This is a genomic window from Nitratiruptor sp. SB155-2, assembly GCF_000010325.1.
Lineage (GTDB): Bacteria > Campylobacterota > Campylobacteria > Campylobacterales > Nitratiruptoraceae > Nitratiruptor.
In genome coordinates, this window is the sequence record NC_009662.1 from 857,339 (window position 1) to 873,017 (window position 15,679).

At 35.1% G+C, this 15,679-nt stretch carries 17 protein-coding genes; 14 read left to right on the forward strand and 3 right to left on the reverse strand.

Going from position 1 to position 15,679, the window contains the following annotated elements; translation table 11 throughout:
• The first annotated feature begins 29 nt into the window (after positions 1–29).
• From NIS_RS04640 to NIS_RS04710, 14 genes are all read left to right on the forward strand, one after another.
• Positions 30–710, forward strand: coding sequence for a F0F1 ATP synthase subunit A (locus tag NIS_RS04640; RefSeq protein WP_012082228.1), 681 nt, complete (start codon positions 30–32; stop codon positions 708–710).
• 229 nt (positions 711–939) lie between these two features.
• Positions 940–1,506 (forward strand): thiamine phosphate synthase, encoded by a 567-nt coding sequence (locus tag NIS_RS04650; RefSeq protein WP_012082229.1) that lies wholly within the window; start codon positions 940–942, stop codon positions 1,504–1,506.
• On the forward strand, positions 1,503–1,880 hold the full coding sequence (locus NIS_RS04655; RefSeq protein ID WP_012082230.1) for a YchJ family protein: 378 nt from the start codon (positions 1,503–1,505) through the stop codon (positions 1,878–1,880). Before NIS_RS04650 ends, NIS_RS04655 begins: the two co-directional genes overlap by 4 nt.
• A 54-nt stretch (positions 1,881–1,934) precedes the next feature.
• On the forward strand, positions 1,935–3,365 hold the full coding sequence (gene gatB / locus NIS_RS04660; protein ID WP_012082231.1) for an Asp-tRNA(Asn)/Glu-tRNA(Gln) amidotransferase subunit GatB: 1,431 nt from the start codon (positions 1,935–1,937) through the stop codon (positions 3,363–3,365).
• The gene (locus tag NIS_RS04665; protein ID WP_012082232.1) at positions 3,362–4,942 is read left to right on the forward strand and encodes a potassium channel protein; all 1,581 of its coding nucleotides are present in this window, start codon (positions 3,362–3,364) and stop codon (positions 4,940–4,942) included. Before gatB ends, NIS_RS04665 begins: the two co-directional genes overlap by 4 nt.
• On the forward strand, positions 4,935–5,648 hold the full coding sequence (locus NIS_RS04670; protein ID WP_012082233.1) for a potassium channel family protein: 714 nt from the start codon (positions 4,935–4,937) through the stop codon (positions 5,646–5,648). Before NIS_RS04665 ends, NIS_RS04670 begins: the two co-directional genes overlap by 8 nt.
• Positions 5,645–6,544: an NAD(P)H-dependent glycerol-3-phosphate dehydrogenase gene (locus NIS_RS04675; protein ID WP_012082234.1), complete on the forward strand. Its 900-nt coding sequence runs from the start codon at positions 5,645–5,647 to the stop codon at positions 6,542–6,544. The genes NIS_RS04670 and NIS_RS04675 overlap by 4 nt, the downstream gene beginning before the upstream one ends.
• Positions 6,537–7,274, forward strand: a complete 738-nt coding sequence (locus NIS_RS04680) for an HDOD domain-containing protein (protein WP_012082235.1) — start codon at positions 6,537–6,539, stop codon at positions 7,272–7,274. The genes NIS_RS04675 and NIS_RS04680 overlap by 8 nt, the downstream gene beginning before the upstream one ends.
• Before the next feature lie 9 nt (positions 7,275–7,283).
• Positions 7,284–8,522 carry a glutamate-5-semialdehyde dehydrogenase gene (locus tag NIS_RS04685; RefSeq protein WP_012082236.1) on the forward strand — a complete coding sequence of 413 codons (1,239 nt, stop codon included), beginning with the start codon at positions 7,284–7,286 and terminating at the stop codon, positions 8,520–8,522.
• Positions 8,519–9,103: a CheB methylesterase domain-containing protein gene (locus NIS_RS04690; protein ID WP_012082237.1), complete on the forward strand. Its 585-nt coding sequence runs from the start codon at positions 8,519–8,521 to the stop codon at positions 9,101–9,103. Before NIS_RS04685 ends, NIS_RS04690 begins: the two co-directional genes overlap by 4 nt.
• On the forward strand, positions 9,103–9,612 hold the full coding sequence (locus NIS_RS04695) for a hypothetical protein (RefSeq protein ID WP_012082238.1): 510 nt from the start codon (positions 9,103–9,105) through the stop codon (positions 9,610–9,612). Before NIS_RS04690 ends, NIS_RS04695 begins: the two co-directional genes overlap by 1 nt.
• Complete coding sequence (locus tag NIS_RS04700; protein ID WP_012082239.1) at positions 9,596–10,411, forward strand: CheR family methyltransferase; 816 nt, start codon at positions 9,596–9,598, stop codon at positions 10,409–10,411. The genes NIS_RS04695 and NIS_RS04700 overlap by 17 nt, the downstream gene beginning before the upstream one ends.
• Positions 10,412–10,421: 10 nt before the next feature.
• The gene (locus tag NIS_RS04705; RefSeq protein WP_012082240.1) at positions 10,422–10,748 is read left to right on the forward strand and encodes a zinc ribbon domain-containing protein YjdM; all 327 of its coding nucleotides are present in this window, start codon (positions 10,422–10,424) and stop codon (positions 10,746–10,748) included.
• Between the two features lie 7 nt (positions 10,749–10,755).
• Positions 10,756–11,331, forward strand: coding sequence for an ATP-binding cassette domain-containing protein (locus tag NIS_RS04710; RefSeq protein WP_041354019.1), 576 nt, complete (start codon positions 10,756–10,758; stop codon positions 11,329–11,331).
• Between the two features lie 2 nt (positions 11,332–11,333).
• Here NIS_RS04710 and NIS_RS04715 read toward each other — a convergent pair whose 3' ends face one another.
• From NIS_RS04715 to NIS_RS04725, 3 genes are read right to left on the reverse strand one after another with little or no spacing between them, the layout of a single operon-like run.
• Positions 11,334–13,289: a putative bifunctional diguanylate cyclase/phosphodiesterase gene (locus NIS_RS04715; protein WP_012082242.1), complete on the reverse strand. Its 1,956-nt coding sequence runs from the start codon at positions 13,287–13,289 to the stop codon at positions 11,334–11,336.
• A 3-nt stretch (positions 13,290–13,292) separates the two neighbouring features.
• A complete protein-coding gene (locus tag NIS_RS04720) occupies positions 13,293–13,763 on the reverse strand; it encodes a YfiR family protein (RefSeq protein WP_012082243.1) in 471 nt (156 codons plus the stop codon).
• Positions 13,760–15,628, reverse strand: coding sequence for a TonB-dependent receptor plug domain-containing protein (locus NIS_RS04725; RefSeq protein ID WP_012082244.1), 1,869 nt, complete (start codon positions 15,626–15,628; stop codon positions 13,760–13,762). The genes NIS_RS04720 and NIS_RS04725 overlap by 4 nt, the downstream gene beginning before the upstream one ends.
• Between the last annotated feature and the right edge of the window lie 51 nt (positions 15,629–15,679).

The window sequence follows — 15,679 nt, forward strand, 5'->3', positions numbered from 1 at the left end:
AATTAGCAAAACTTTAAATAGGAGAAAGAATGGAGGGAATCTTTACGTTCTTTGGTGTGATTTCGGAAAACCATACCTTTTTGTTTGTTTCTCATATGTTCCTAGCAGCACTTTTGACACTTATTGTAGCAAAACTTGCTACAAAGAGATTGCAGGTTGTTCCCACAGGTTGTCAAAATGTTATGGAAGCATACCTGGAAGGTGTTGTAGCAATGGGACGGGATGTAATTGGTGAAAGTTATGCGAAAAAATATCTGCCTCTTGTGGCTACTTTGGGTCTTTTTATCTTTTTTGCGAACTTAATGGAGATTATTCCTGGATTTGAACCACCTTCAGGCAATATCAACTTTACACTTGCGCTTGCTCTTATCGTTTTCATCTATTACAATTTTGAAGGAATCAGAAAAAACGGTGTTATCCACTATTTTGCCCATTTTGCAGGACCAGTGAAGCTTTTGGCACCACTTATGTTTCCTATAGAAATCGTATCTCACATCTCTCGAATCATCTCTTTGTCGTTCCGGCTTTTTGGGAATATCAAAGGGGATGACCTTTTTGTATGGGTTCTTTTGATGCTCGCACCTTGGATTGTACCATTGCCAGGATTTGCATTGATGACATTTTCGGCATTTTTGCAAACATTTATCTTCATGATTTTGACATATGTATATCTTGCAGGAGCAGTCTTGCTTCACGAAGAGTCCCTATAATTGATGAGTAAAAAGCTCCTACGGGCCGCTGTACATTTTCTCATGGGTGTCTTCTGGGCGCTCATGGCTCTTTCCTTGTTTCTTGTTTTTACCTCTTTATACCCTATAGACCTTCCCATCGCCCTGATGTCTTCTTTGCTCATTTTTTGCTTTTGGCTTTTTTGGATTGTTATGTTGGAATTGGTTCTTATTGCCTTAGATATTCTCCAAAAATTGGAGTACCAAAAGAATGAAAAAGAATCTTGATGGATTTTTTTCCTATCTCATAACAGATCCATCGCAGTATGGAAAAAGTTCTATAGCTTTTAAAGTTTATCTGCACAGTGTATTTCGGAAACATACCCCCATTTTTTTGCTATATCGGGACAAAACAGATTTTCAAAAAAGAAAAGCACTCGCACTTTTACAAATAGCCAGTATATATGGCTCTATTCCTATTGTACATTCCGATCTAAAACTTGCAAAAAGATATCCATTTCTTGGCATTCATATTCCCTCTGACAGTTTCGAGAAAATTCTTTTGACTAAAAGGCTAGGAATTTTTACGATTGTGAGTACACACTCTGAAGAAGAGATTGAAAAAGCTGTAAGACTTGGAGCCGATTTTGTCACGTACAGTCCCATTTTCTCTACTCCCGGGAAAGGAGAGCCAAAGGGAGTCAGGCAGCTTCGAAAAGTATGTAAAAAGTATCCAAAAAAGATCATTGCTCTTGGTGGTATAGTGGGTCATAAAGAGATACGAAGAGTGTTGAGAGCTAAAGCGGCTGGTTTTGCATCGATTAGGTACTTTTCATGAAAAGTTTTGCCAACAAGCCTTGTCCATGTGGCAGTAATAGAAAATATAAAAAGTGTTGTATGCTTTTACACAAAGGTAAAAGTGCAAATTCGGCTCTGGAACTTATGAAGAGTAGATACAGTGCATATGCGACAAAAAACTATAGGTATATTCTCAAAACCGAACATCCATCGAAACAGATATGTGAAGACGAGATAAAAGCGTTTTGTGAATATAGATTTAAAAAGCTCGAAATACTCGATTGTGTGCAAAATGATCAAGAAGCCTTTGTAGAATTCAAAGCATATATAGATGATTTCATCTTACATGAGAGAAGTAGATTTGTAAAAGAGGATGGCGTCTGGTATTACATAGATGGAATCATCTTTGATTAATGCCCATTTTATCAACTTTTGAGTACAATCAAAAGAAAAAATCAAAGGATTTTTATGGAGTTTGAGGTAGTTATTGGCCTTGAAGTACATGTTCAGCTTAATACAAAAACAAAAATGTTTTGTGCCTGTGCGACGAGTTTCGCAGACGAGCAGAATAAAAACACCTGTCCTACATGTTTAGCACTCCCTGGCGCCTTGCCAGTAATCAATGAAGAAGCAGTAAAAAAAGCGATGATGTTTGGATGGGCTATCAACGCAACGATTAATAAAAAATCTATTTTCAACAGAAAAAACTACTTCTATCCAGATCTTCCAAAAGGGTATCAAATCAGCCAATTCGAAATACCGATTGTTGAAAATGGATATCTTTTTGTTGATAAAGAGGATGGTACAAAGAGAAAGATAGGTATCACAAGAGCACATCTTGAAGAAGATGCTGGGAAAAATATCCATGAAGGGGATCACAGTAAAGTGGATCTCAATCGAGCTGGAACACCGCTTTTGGAAATAGTCAGTGAACCAGATATCAGGAGCAGTGAAGAGGCGGTGCAGTATCTAAAAAAGTTACACGCAATTGTACGTTATCTTGATATCAGTGATGCAAATATGCAAGAAGGATCGTTCAGGTGCGATGCAAATGTTTCTATCCGACCAAAAGGGGATGAGAAACTCTATACTCGAGTAGAGATAAAAAACCTCAACTCCTTCCGATTTATACAAAGAGCGATCGAGTATGAGGTAGAGCGACATATCGAAGCGTGGGAAGATGGCGTCTACGATCAAGAAGTAGTACAAGAGACGAGACTTTTTGACTCGCAAAAAGGTGTTACACGAAGTATGCGAGGAAAAGAAGAGAGTGCAGACTATCGGTATTTCCCTGATCCAGATCTTTTGCCACTTGTAATTCCTGAAAGTTTTTATGAAGAGACAAAAAATATTCCAGAACTTCCAGATGAGAAAGAGGAGAGGTTTGTTCAAGAGTATGGTATCAAACCATATGATGCAGCGTTGATCGCTTCTTCTTTGGAGACTGCACAATATTTTGAGTCTATGATGGAAGAGGGGATTGATGCCAAAAATGCCGTGACATGGCTTACCGTAGAACTTGCAGCACGCCTCAATAAAGCTGGACTGGATATTACTACATCTCCGGTTGATGCGAAAAAACTTGCGAAGCTTGTTCAGCGAATCGAAGATAAAACTATCAGTGGAAAAGCGGCTAAAGATGTGCTTGATTTCTTGATGGAAAACAGCATCGACGTGGATGAAGCAATCGATAAACTTGGTTTGAAACAGATAAGCGATACGGGTGCTATTGAAGCCATGATAGATGAAATATTGGCTAATAATGAGGATAAAGTTGCCGAATATAAAGCTGGAAAAGAGAAACTCTTTGGATTCTTTGTGGGACAAGTTATGAAAGCGAGTAAAGGGAAAGCCGATCCAAAACTCGTCAATGAACTTCTGAGGAAGAAGCTCTCTTGAGTTTCTCCAAGCTCCTCATAGATCTAGCATTTTTGCTAGACAACTCTCCGCGATATAAAAAAATAAAACTCTTTTTTTGGAATCTTCTAAACAACGATGATTATACATATAAAAAATATTTCGATCTGTTTATGGTCTTTCTGATTATCAGCAGTGTGATAATTATAATTCATGAAGTCACTTCACCAATCTCAAAAATTTTATATTATTACGATGTCTATTTCGTTACGGGTATTTTCCTGATTGAGTATATATTGCGTTTATGGGTCTATAACGATATACATAAAATTATACTCGAAGAGTACGAAGAGTCACTTTTTCTTGATAAAGAGTTTGATACGAAAAAAGTATTGAAACAGATTATCACATCGAAACTTGAATATATCTTCTCTCCATTGGCTATCGTTGATCTTTTGGCCATATTACCAAGTTACAGAGAAGTGAGAATCTTAAGAATATTCATACTTTTTAGGGTATTCAAACTTCTACGATACTCCCATAATCTTACCCATTTTTTCCAGGTGATCGCTACTAAAAAGATAGAGCTTTATACCCTTTTTATGCTGATGGCTTTTGTGATTTTGGTTTCTGGTATCAGCCTTTATGTATTTGAAGATCGAGTCAATCCTAATATCAATTCATTGTTCGACGCGTTTTACTGGGCACTGGTGACGATATCGACAGTGGGTTTTGGTGATATCACCCCCGTAACCCATGAGGGGCGAAGTATTACCATGATTATTATTTTGATCGGTGTTGGGATGATCTCATTTGCTACATCGATTATCGTCTCTGCTTTTAGCGAACAGCTTGAACAGGTAAGGAACAATCGTGTACGGCATACAATTAAAAAATTGGCAGATTTTTATATCATATGCGGATATACAAATATGGCACAACTCTTCATCAAACGGCTTGAACTTGAAAAACACCCTTTTATTATTATCGATCAAGATAAGAAAGTGGTGGAGTCACTACTGTTACAAGGAAAATTGGCAATCGCAGAAGATGCAACGAAGAAAAATGCCTTTAAGACCATAGACTTTGATAAGGTTAAAGCGGTTCTTCTATTGACAAATAGCGATATGCACAACATCTATATCGCATTAAATGTCAGAAGTTTCAGTAAAAAAGTCTATTTGCTTTCGAGGACTGTCGATAATAACTCCTATAAAAAACTAAAACTTGCCGGTGTGGATGAAGTTATTTCACCCTATTTGACTTCTGGTTATTTTTCCTCGTTGATACTTGAACAGCCAATAGCACTTCAAGCAATCAACGATATTTTAACTGCACGAAAAAATGCTCTTTGTGATCAGATCGAAGTTACGGAGGGTTCTTTTTTGGAAAACAGAACGATAGGCGAGATCGAGGTGAATCGGTTTAAAATTTTAATTTTGGGTGTTGTTCGATACCATCCAGAAAAGAAGATAAAATATTTGAAATCAGAGTTTATTTTCAATCCTAAGGAGGATTTTGTTTTACGAGCCAATGATGTCATCGTTATTATGGGATACAGTATCAGTATAAGTAGCTTTAAATCCTACATCATAGAAAGTAGTCTCAAATATGTCTGAAAAGAAAGATAAGATCCTTCTGTTTGGATATGGCCGTTATGGGGAACAGATAGCACAGAGCCTTTTATCCGGGGGATATGAGGTGTATGTTGTCGATGAGAGTAAAGAGGCATTGAAAAGAGCTTCAATGCACGATATAGAAAATCTCTTCTTGATTGATATCGATGATGATGAAAAATTGACAGATCTCCTTTTTGATTATGGATTCGAAAAAATTTTTTGTGCGTATGATGAGGAAGAAAAGAATATATATTTGACTATAACATTCAAAGCGCTTTTTCATCATGTCCAAGTTTTCGCTCTTTGTGAGTCGAAAGAGAGTGAACGGAAACTCCATCTTGCAGGAGCTGACAGAGTGATAGATACGATGGAGGCAGCAGCAAACAGAATGTTTTTTTTAGTTGAAAAACCCGCAGTTGCCGAGGCGTTTGATCATATCCTTCTAAAAGATCCAAATATCATATTCAAAGAGATTGTTGTACCGAAAGGCTCTTTTTTGGATGGAGTCAACATCAAAGAGATCAATTTTTCAAAAGAGTATGATATTTTACTTATTGGTATCGTCGATAAAGAGCTTGGAGATCATTTTACGTTTGTCACGAGAGGAATCAATCACAAAATCGATGCAGAGGATATACTGGTGGTCATTGGCAAACGAGAAAAAATCGAGCATTTTGAACAAATACTTGAGGAGAAAAAAGAATGAAATTGGGCATCATAGGAGCTGGCAAATGGGGTAGTGCTCTACATTTTGCTCTTTCAAAGAAAAATGATGTCTATATTACTAGTAGACATTATCATGATTTGAAAAATTTCGTCTCTTTAGAAGAGATTTTACGTCTAGAGTATCTGATTCTTGTCTTGCCTGCCCAAGTAATCGGACCATGGCTGGAAAAACATCCATTAAGAAAGGATCATAAAGTCCTTCTTGCTTCAAAGGGAATTGATATAAAAAAGAAGAAATTTTTGAACGAAATTTTGCAGCAGTTTATTCCTCAAGAACATTTAGCCGTTCTTTCCGGTCCCTCTTTTGCAGCAGAAGTGCAAAAAGGGCTTCCTACAGCCGTAGTGGTGAGTTCAAGTAACGAGATTTTGGCTAAAACGTATGCACAGATGTTTCCTGATTTTATGAAAGCCTATGTGGATGATGATGTTGTCGGTGCAGAGATTGCAGGTGCGTACAAAAACGTCATTGCGATAGCTAGCGGCATATGTGACGGCTTGAAACTTGGCAACAATGCAAGAGCTGCACTTTTGGCAAGAGGTCTGGTGGAGATGGAGCGTTTTGCAAGCCATTTTGGTGCGAGAATGAGAACCTTTTTGGGACTGAGTGGAGCAGGAGATCTTTTCTTGACTGCAAGTAGTACCCTTTCAAGAAATTACAGAGTCGGTTTGGGTCTTGCCCTAGGAAAAGATCTCCAAAGGATACTCAACGATCTTGGTGAAGTGGCTGAAGGTGTATATACGGTTGAGGCGATTATAGAGATAGCAAAAGAACACTCGATATATGTTCCTATAGCGCGTGAAGTGTATGAGATTATTCACGGAAAAAATCCGAAGTTAAGCATTATTCACCTTTTGGAAAGGAATGGAGATGATTGAAGAGATACTACAAAAAATCGAGCAGCTTCCGCCTATACCAAATGTTGTCAATGAATTGCAGGAGTTGTACTATTCAGATATGTACAACGCCCATGACATTGAACAAGTCATCAACAAAGATCCCAATCTGGTTGCTGATATTTTAAAAACGGCCAACTCTCCTTATTACGGTTTTCCAAGAGAGATTCATGATATAAGGCAAGCTGTTGTTCTATTTGGCCTGGATCAAATCATTGAATTTGCTCTTGCATCCACTGTGGAACAGATGTTGCAATTCAATCTCGATTTTTATGGTATAAATCCAGATCAATTTATGAAAATGTCCGTTTTAAAAAGTAGTATCGCAAAAGAGTTGGTACCGGTAAAAAAGGATAAATTTTTAGTTTCCACCACTGCATTTTTATGCGACGTATCAAAGGTTATCCTTTCCAATTACGCCATGGAACACAGCATACAACCTATCAAAGAAGCGTTAAGACTCAATATATTAGATGGCATCGAAAAGGAACGAATAGGTGAAGATTCAATAGAAGTGGCGATCTTAATGTTCGAAAATTGGAATTTTAGCGTGGAGATGATCAAATTATTGAAAAATTTTAAAACAGAACAAAAACCAAATGAAAAAGCACTGTTTATTGCAAGAGATATTGTCAAAATTGATGGAACTGTTGACAAGGAGTATGCTCAAACTTTGCCTGAGTATGCGACATTACAGAAGGTTATAGGTTAAGGAGGGAATATGGAGCATTTTTTGAAAAAGGCAAAAGCATCAGCATCTGAACTTCTACGAATCGATGGAGCAAAGAAAAAATCTGTTTTGTTGCAAATAGCTGATGACATTGAAAAAAATAGTAACAAAATATTGGCAGCGAATGAAAAAGATATGGCACTTGCCAGGGAGATGAACCTCTCTTCGGCTTTGATCGATAGACTCTTTTTAGATGAAAAGAGAGTTCGTTCAATGGCAGAGTCTGTTAGAGAAATTGCCATGTTGAAAGATCCTGTCGGTAGAGTACTGGATGGGTGGGTCCTGGACAATGGACTTCGCATCGAGAAGGTTTCTATACCAATAGGTGTCATAGGCATAATCTACGAATCCAGACCAAATGTTACCAGTGATGCAGCGGCTTTGTGCTTCAAATCCGGAAATGTCTCTATTTTAAAAGGTGGAAAAGAGGCAAAAAACTCCAATGAGGCGATAGCAGAAACTATTCAAGCGGTTCTTGAAAAAAACGATCTTCCTAAAGAACTTGTTTCACTTCTTCCCGACTATAGCAGAGAAGGCGTCGAAAAATTGATCAAGATGGATAAATATGTGGATCTTATCATTCCACGAGGAGGAGAAGGTCTCATACGATATGTGAGCGAAAATGCAACCGTACCGGTTGTTAAACATGATAAAGGTTTATGTCACACCTATATCGATAAGGATGCAGATTTTGATAAAGCGGTCGCGATTGCGGTTAATGCAAAAGTACAACGTCCAGGTGTATGTAACGCCATGGAGACACTTTTGGTAGATTATGCGATAAAAGATGAGATTCTTTTGAAACTCTATGAAGCATTTAAGCCTCATATGACAACACTTAAAGGGTGTGCATTAACGAAGGAGGTTTTGCCTGATATTGAAACGGCAAGCGAAGAGGATTTTCATACGGAATATCTTGAAAATATTCTCTCTATCAAGGTTGTGGATGGTGTAGAAGAAGCGATAGAACATATCAGAAAATATGGAAGTGGTCATAGCGAAGCGATTGTAACAGAAAACTATACCACGGCTGAAAAATTTATGAATGAAGTGGATGCTGCATGTGTATATGTAAACGCTTCCACAAGATTTACCGATGGAGGTGTGTTCGGATTTGGTGCTGAAGTGGGTATTTCTACCAATAAACTTCATGCAAGAGGTCCCATGGGAATTAATGACTTGACAACATATAAATACAAAATATATGGCGAGGGCCAGATACGGCAATGACGCCGCAAAAATGTGTCTTGATTGGTGCTTCCACAGGGGGTCCAGAATTTATAGAAAAGATTGCAATGGTATTGCCTAAGGCTTATCCTTATCCGATATGCGTTGTTTTACACTTCCCTATGCATTTTTCTGCTTCCTATGCAAAAAGACTTGATGAACACAGCGCTGTGCATGTTACAGAAGCCGAAGATGGTATGAAATTGTATCCGGGAACGATGTACATAGCAAAGAGCGGCCGGCATATGTGTTTTGGGAAGGATGGGCATAATATTGTAATACAACTGAAAAATAAAAATAGAGAAGAACTTTTCACTCCTAGTGTCGATGCGATGTTCCTGAGTGCAAAAGATGTTTTTGATCCTAAACATATATTGGCCGTTTTGCTGACGGGAATCGGGAGTGATGGTGCTTTAGGAATGGTTGAACTTAAAAAGGCAGGCGCTTTGACCATCGCCCAGGATGAAAAGAGCTCTATAGTATATGGTATGCCTAAAGAGGCTTTTGCAAGAGGGGGCGTTGTAAAGATACTTCCTTTTCATGAAATAGTGAAAGAGATACTTCGTTTTGGAGAGAAAAGATAATGGGTTTTAAAAAAGGGGTACAAACACAAAAAATCATACGTTTCAAAGAGTTTGATGAAGCAAGGGATTATATTGAAAATTTCCAAAAATATCATCAAGACAATATCTATGCAGCGATCGACTATATGATAAGTCATAAAGAGTACTATTTTCTTTTGAAAAATCTTTTAAGACATCAACAAAACGGAAAAATTGAAAAGTTCGTAGAATATCTTTTTTCAAGATTAGAGTGTCTTAAACGTAATGAAGATCGGAAACTATTAAAGCAGTTGTTACAGTGTAGGAATACTTACTTGCAAGAAAAAACATTTTCATTCATCATCAATTGCTGTGAGACTTTTGATATAAGTGACATGCTTGAGGATTATGAACCTTCTTTGCAACAGATAGAGCTTATCGTAAACCATTTGGAATGTGAATCAATCAAAAAATACACAGAAGCGCTTCAGAAAAAACTCTTAGAAAAATATCGTTTGTTAAGCAGGAACAAAGATGCTGAACTTGGATGAATTGAAAAAAATCCGCGATTATATCGATGAAAAAACCGGTATTTTCATAGAGGATGATATTCTAACGACTGTATATAAAAGAAAAATAGAAAATTTTATGAAAGAAAATGATTTCGATCTTTTTTCGGATTTTTTCCATGCACTTCAAGATAGGGCCATTTTGCAAGACTTTATCAATATCATTACGATCAATGAAAGCTATTTTTTTAGAGAAAAACACCAATTTGACGTGTTGGTCAAGTATGTATTGCCAGAACTTGATACAGTACGTCCATCTAGCGATACGATAAACATTCTCTCTTCACCATGCTCTTCTGGTGAGGAGATTTATACGATAGCCATGGTCATTAAACAGGAATCACCCGTTTTTCACAAAAGAGATTTTTCTCTTGTAGGAATCGATATCAACTCTTTCATTTTGCAAATGGCGAAAAAAGGAGTTTATAATTCACGAAGTGTTATGGCCGTTCCAAAAACCTATCTTGATACTTATTTTCATAAGATGGAAGATGGGTATCTTATCGATAAAGAATTTGTAAACAATGTTGAATTTCACAATATCAATGTCATGGACTATTACGCTATGAGGCGCCTTGGAGTGTTCGATATCATATTTTCTAGAAATATGCTTATCTATTTCAGTTCAAAGGCAAGAAAGAGTATACTTTCGACATACTATTCTATGCTCAAGCCCGGAGGATATCTATTTTTAGGCCATGCGGAACAGATACCCAAAGATATGGATCTTTTTAAACAGATCAATATTCAAGGAACCACTTTGTACAAAAAATTAGTTTAAAGGAGATGTTATGAACATACCAAAGTGTCCAAAATGCGAAAGCGAATATGTTTACGAAGATGGAGAACTCTTTATCTGTCCTGAATGTGGATTCGAATTTGACAAAGAGTACAAAGAGGAGGGGCTCATTGTCAAAGACGCACATGGCAATATTTTGCAAGATGGCGATACCGTCGTAGTGATGAAAGATTTGAAGGTCAAAGGAGCAAGTGGTTCCGTAAAAGCTGGAACGAAAGTGAAAAATATCAGACTTTGTGAAGGCGATCACAATATTGACTGCAAAATCCCAGGTTTTGGTGCAATGAAGTTAAAAAGCGAATTTGTCAAAAAAGCCTAATTGCTTCATGGAAAAAGTTTTAGAGATTGAGGATCTGACTTTTGGGTATACCAAAGATAGGCCACTCTTTTCCAACTTTTCCATAAGTGTCCAAAAAGGGGAATTGGTCTCTATTGTTGGACCAAGTGGAATCGGAAAAAGCACGCTTTTTGAACTTATTAGCGGTTTTTTAAAACCATGGAGTGGTACTATCCGGGCCCAAAAACTATCCACCATTTTTCAAGATCCCTATAGCTCTTTTCATCCAACATATACAATTTTGGAACAAATTAAGGATGTGGCTTCTTTGGAAGGTCTTGAAGAGTTGGCAAAAAGCATGGATATCGAAAAAGAGATTTTAAATAAATATCCTCATGAAATTTCAGGTGGACAGTTGCAGCGGTGTTCCATTTTAAGAGCAATTTTGATGAAGCCAAAACTGTTACTTGCTGATGAGCCGACAAGTGCACTAGATAATGTCACACAACTCAAAGTCATGAAAACACTTTTGCAATTTTTGGATCGAGTAGGTATTTTATTGATTACACATGACCTTGAACTGGCAAAATGGTGCAGTGATAAAATTATAGAAATTTCAGAGTAGCTCTAGATTAGCCATTTTTTTTCAAAATCGTCTTTACAAAGCGGTTTATCAAAATAGTATCCTTGAATCAGATGGCAATCAAGATCAAGTAATATATCCAACTGTTCTTGATCTTCTACCCCTTCAGCAATGATTTTATAACCAAGACCTTTAGCAATCTCTACAATTGCATGTACAATAATTCTATCATCTTTATTTTTTACAATATCATCGATGAATGTTTTATCTATTTTAATCTTATCAACAGGAAATTTTTTGATGTAAAAAAGTGAGGAGTACCCAGTACCAAAATCATCGATAGAGATGGAAAATCCATGATCATGCAGTTTTTTGAGCATTCGTAAAGTAGTTTCTAGGTTTTGCATAATGGATGTCTCTGTAATTTCTAACTCAATCGAAGATGTATCAATACCATTTTTCTGAATTAGGTTTGTGAATTTGTAATAGAAATTACTTTGTGCAAAATGGTTAGCAGAGATATTGATAGCAATTTTTTGTGAAAATCCATAGCGCTCTTTCCACTCTTTAATATCCTGGACAACATGAGAAAAGACTATTTGATCAATTTGTTGAATCAAATTACGCTCTTCTGCAAGTGGAATGAAATGATAGGGAGTCAGTATCCCTTTTTGGGGATGTTTCCATCGAATAAGTGCTTCTGCTCCAATAAGTTTGTTAGATCGTGCATCAATTTGTGGTTGATAATAGATTAAGAATTGATCTTTTTGTATTGCAATTTTTAGTTCATGTTCCAATATAAATTTAGATTCAACTTTATCTGCAAGCTGTTTATTGAAAAAAGAGAATCTATTTTTGCCTCGTTCTTTTGAACGATACATTGCAATATCAGCATTTTTTAGAATATCTTCAACACTTTTCCCATCTTTAGGAAACTCAACAATACCAATGCTTATAGAAATATGGTACATATTTTTGGATGGGGAGAGGACTATAGGGGGCTGTAATTTGTGAAAAATTTTATCGACAATTTTTGTTATGATTTTGGGACTATCTATGTTTTGGATAATAATAACAAATTCATCCCCACCGACTCTTGCAAAGATATCATCTTTTCTTAAAATATTTCTAATACGATTTGCGAAATTTTTTAATATTTCATCACCAACATTATGTCCTTTCGTATCATTAATAGTTTTGAAATTATCGATATCGATAAAAAGAAGATAAAACGGAATATTTTTTGTAATTAAATCGCGTAATTTCGTTTCAAGAAAAGAACGATTGTATAATCCTGTAAGAAGATCAAAATTTGCTCTTTTTATAAGTTTAACTTCATATTGTGTGAGCATTTTGAAAAGTTCATGAAAATTGTTAGTAAGTGAGCCGATTTCATTATCGATTCTCTTTTTAATTTTTTTATCAAAGCGCTCTTCATAATAGTGCAAAACTTTTTTATTGAGTCTTTCAAGAGGTATAATTATATTACTTTTAGTAAATTTTCTAATATTATATAAAGCGATTACAGAAATAGTTACAATTATAAATATAATCGTAATTAATTCTATAATAATATTGTGCAATTGTCGTTGGAATGAGGCAACTAAAATGATTTTACCTAAATAGTTGTTGTTGTCATCATATATGGATAGAGGGAAGTACAGATCAAAATCATCAAATGTAGGAGAATTGATAGATTGATGATGAAGAGGAAAAGATCTAGGATATAAAATTTGTCCATCATGTGTGTAAACAACTACATTCTTTACATCCTTAAATCCTAAAATTAAAGGAAAACTGTCTTGTATGTATTGTATATCTTTGAAAACTAAAGCGTCTTTTATATAATCGCCGTAGATCTTCGTCATATTTTCTACTTTTTCCCTGAAATCATTTATTGCACTATTAAATAAAAAAATGGCAATTGCTATTATAGATATTGTTATGGATAGTATGGCATTTTTTAAAAAATTTTTTTGAAATGTTTTAGCGAGTCCCATAATTCAATACTTTCTAACAGCTAGACGTAATAGTCGTGAACTGATTTTTATACGAGATTTTTTTATACTGTTTAAGTTGACTTCAAAACGGATGTTTTTGCCTATTTGTACTAAATTAATCATACCTCCTAATTTTCCTAAATTTTCACCATCAGTGATAAGCAGGATTTTGTTGTCTCTATTTACAATTTGATGAACAAGTTTCTGATCATTAGTGACTACGACGTTACATGCATCTATATCTTGAAGATAGTGTAAAATAATCTTTCCTTCTTGAACTCTTCTTTTTTCTAATATTCTCAATTTTTTTGCGTATGGTAAATTTGGATCAATGCATAAATGAATTGTTGACACATTCTTCCATTGTATATATTTTAAAAAATTATATATGTATGCTACTTTAATATCATCTATATTTGCACTTTTCGCAAAAAGGAAGAGAGTGAAGAGAATACTGAAAAGTATCTTTTTCAAAATTTATATCCTATATTGATACGTACTGTTCTACCATGATCGGAATTAAAATCTTGTAGATGCTCTTTCCCAACAGGCGTTTTATAATGGGTATTGAAAATATTATCTATTGATAATTTGAATTTAAATCTTCTATTTTGATGTTGTAATGTGAAATGGGGAATGATTCTATTATTGAGTGTCCGTTGCCATGATTTGATTTTGGAAAGGTAATCAATCCAAAACATAATATTGAAATGGTTTTTATGATAAATAGTTTTGAAATCGAACATATGCTTTGGAGCATTTATAAGCCAACTACCTAGATAATCTTTGGCATAGGTATATGTATATCCGAAATCATATGAAAAATTCATGTAGTTAATTCGAAAATTGCAGTCAAAGCCTTGTGATGTAATATAAGGTATATTAGTATATTCAAGTGGTGACGAATCTTTTTGTATGATAAGATCTTCAATTTTAGTGTAGAATAAAGAAGTACTGAATTTCCAATTATCATGTATTGTTTGATATAGAATTTCATAATTGTATGCAGTTTCCGGTCTAATATCTCTTTTTCCTGAAAAATTTGGATCATCACTATAATACAGTTCATATGAATTTGGAACTCGAAAAGCAGTGGAAAAAAGAAATTTAATTGAGGACATTTCATCGATTGAAAATATATAAGCACATCTTGGTGAGAGTTTTTCTCCCCTATTGTCTATATGATCATACCGGATACCAAATGAAAAATTGGATGGTCCGTTGTAGTACTCGAATTGAGAAAAGAGCGCTTTTTTGTGATCTCTGTGATTTGTATCGAGTATTTTAATGGAATTACTGTTGGCTATTTGTCTATTTTCTAATGAATAAACAATATCAAACCCTAGGAGAAATCTCAATCTATCCAATTTTTGGATTGCTATGGTTTCAAAATCGATCCAACTATTTTTAGCTGTATCAATCCATGGACCTGTATCATATAAAAAAGATCCTTCATATTGATAGATATTATAGGAAAATCTATTTTGTAGTGTTATGGTATCATAGTCTTTTCTATAAGAATATCCAAATATAATTCTTTCATCAATATTATATTGTTCGGATCCGGGAATGACATTCCATGGAAAAGTAGGGTCATATTTTTTTCTTTTGACGTAACCACCATGAAGTGTTAATGTATCGCTTAAAGCATATTTGAAATATATTTTTTTTGCATATTCTCGATCATTCGCATAAAAATTTTTTTGTAAGGAATATGAATAATAAGTATCTATTCCTTTTCGATCAAAAACAGAACTAAATATTTGAAAGTTATTTATACTATAAGACAAGAGAGCCTTTTTCTCATCTTTGCTCCCATACAGTAATGATACTCTAGAATCGTTTTGTTTTGTAATGATATTAACAATAGCTAAAAAAGCATTGGAGCCATACAAAGATGAAGAAGGATTTCTAATTATTTCTATTCGCTGAATATTGTCAAGATCAAGTAAACTTCCGTTTTGGAAAAAACTTGAGGAGAAGATATTATCATTTAACCGAAAACCATCAACCAATATAATGAATTTTGAGCCCCAATCTCCAAACATTCCATATCCGTGGAAACCCATATATCCATATGCATGATCATTACTGAAGTAAAAACCATTAATACTTTGTAAAAGCTCACCCAATGTTTGGTAAGGGCCTTCTTGAATTTCCTCTTCATTGATAACGATAATGTCTGCGGGAGCTTTTAATATAGATTGTGTATATTTTGAAGCTGTAGATACTTTGGTTATTTCGATTGCCCCTAGCTCTTCTATATCCAGGTCCAGGAGCTGTTCATCTTGGGCGAACAAAAAAATGGAAATGAAAAAAAGTATAAGTGCATAACGCACAATAATACCCTTAGATAAAAATTTGGATTATTTTCATTATATAATATTAAG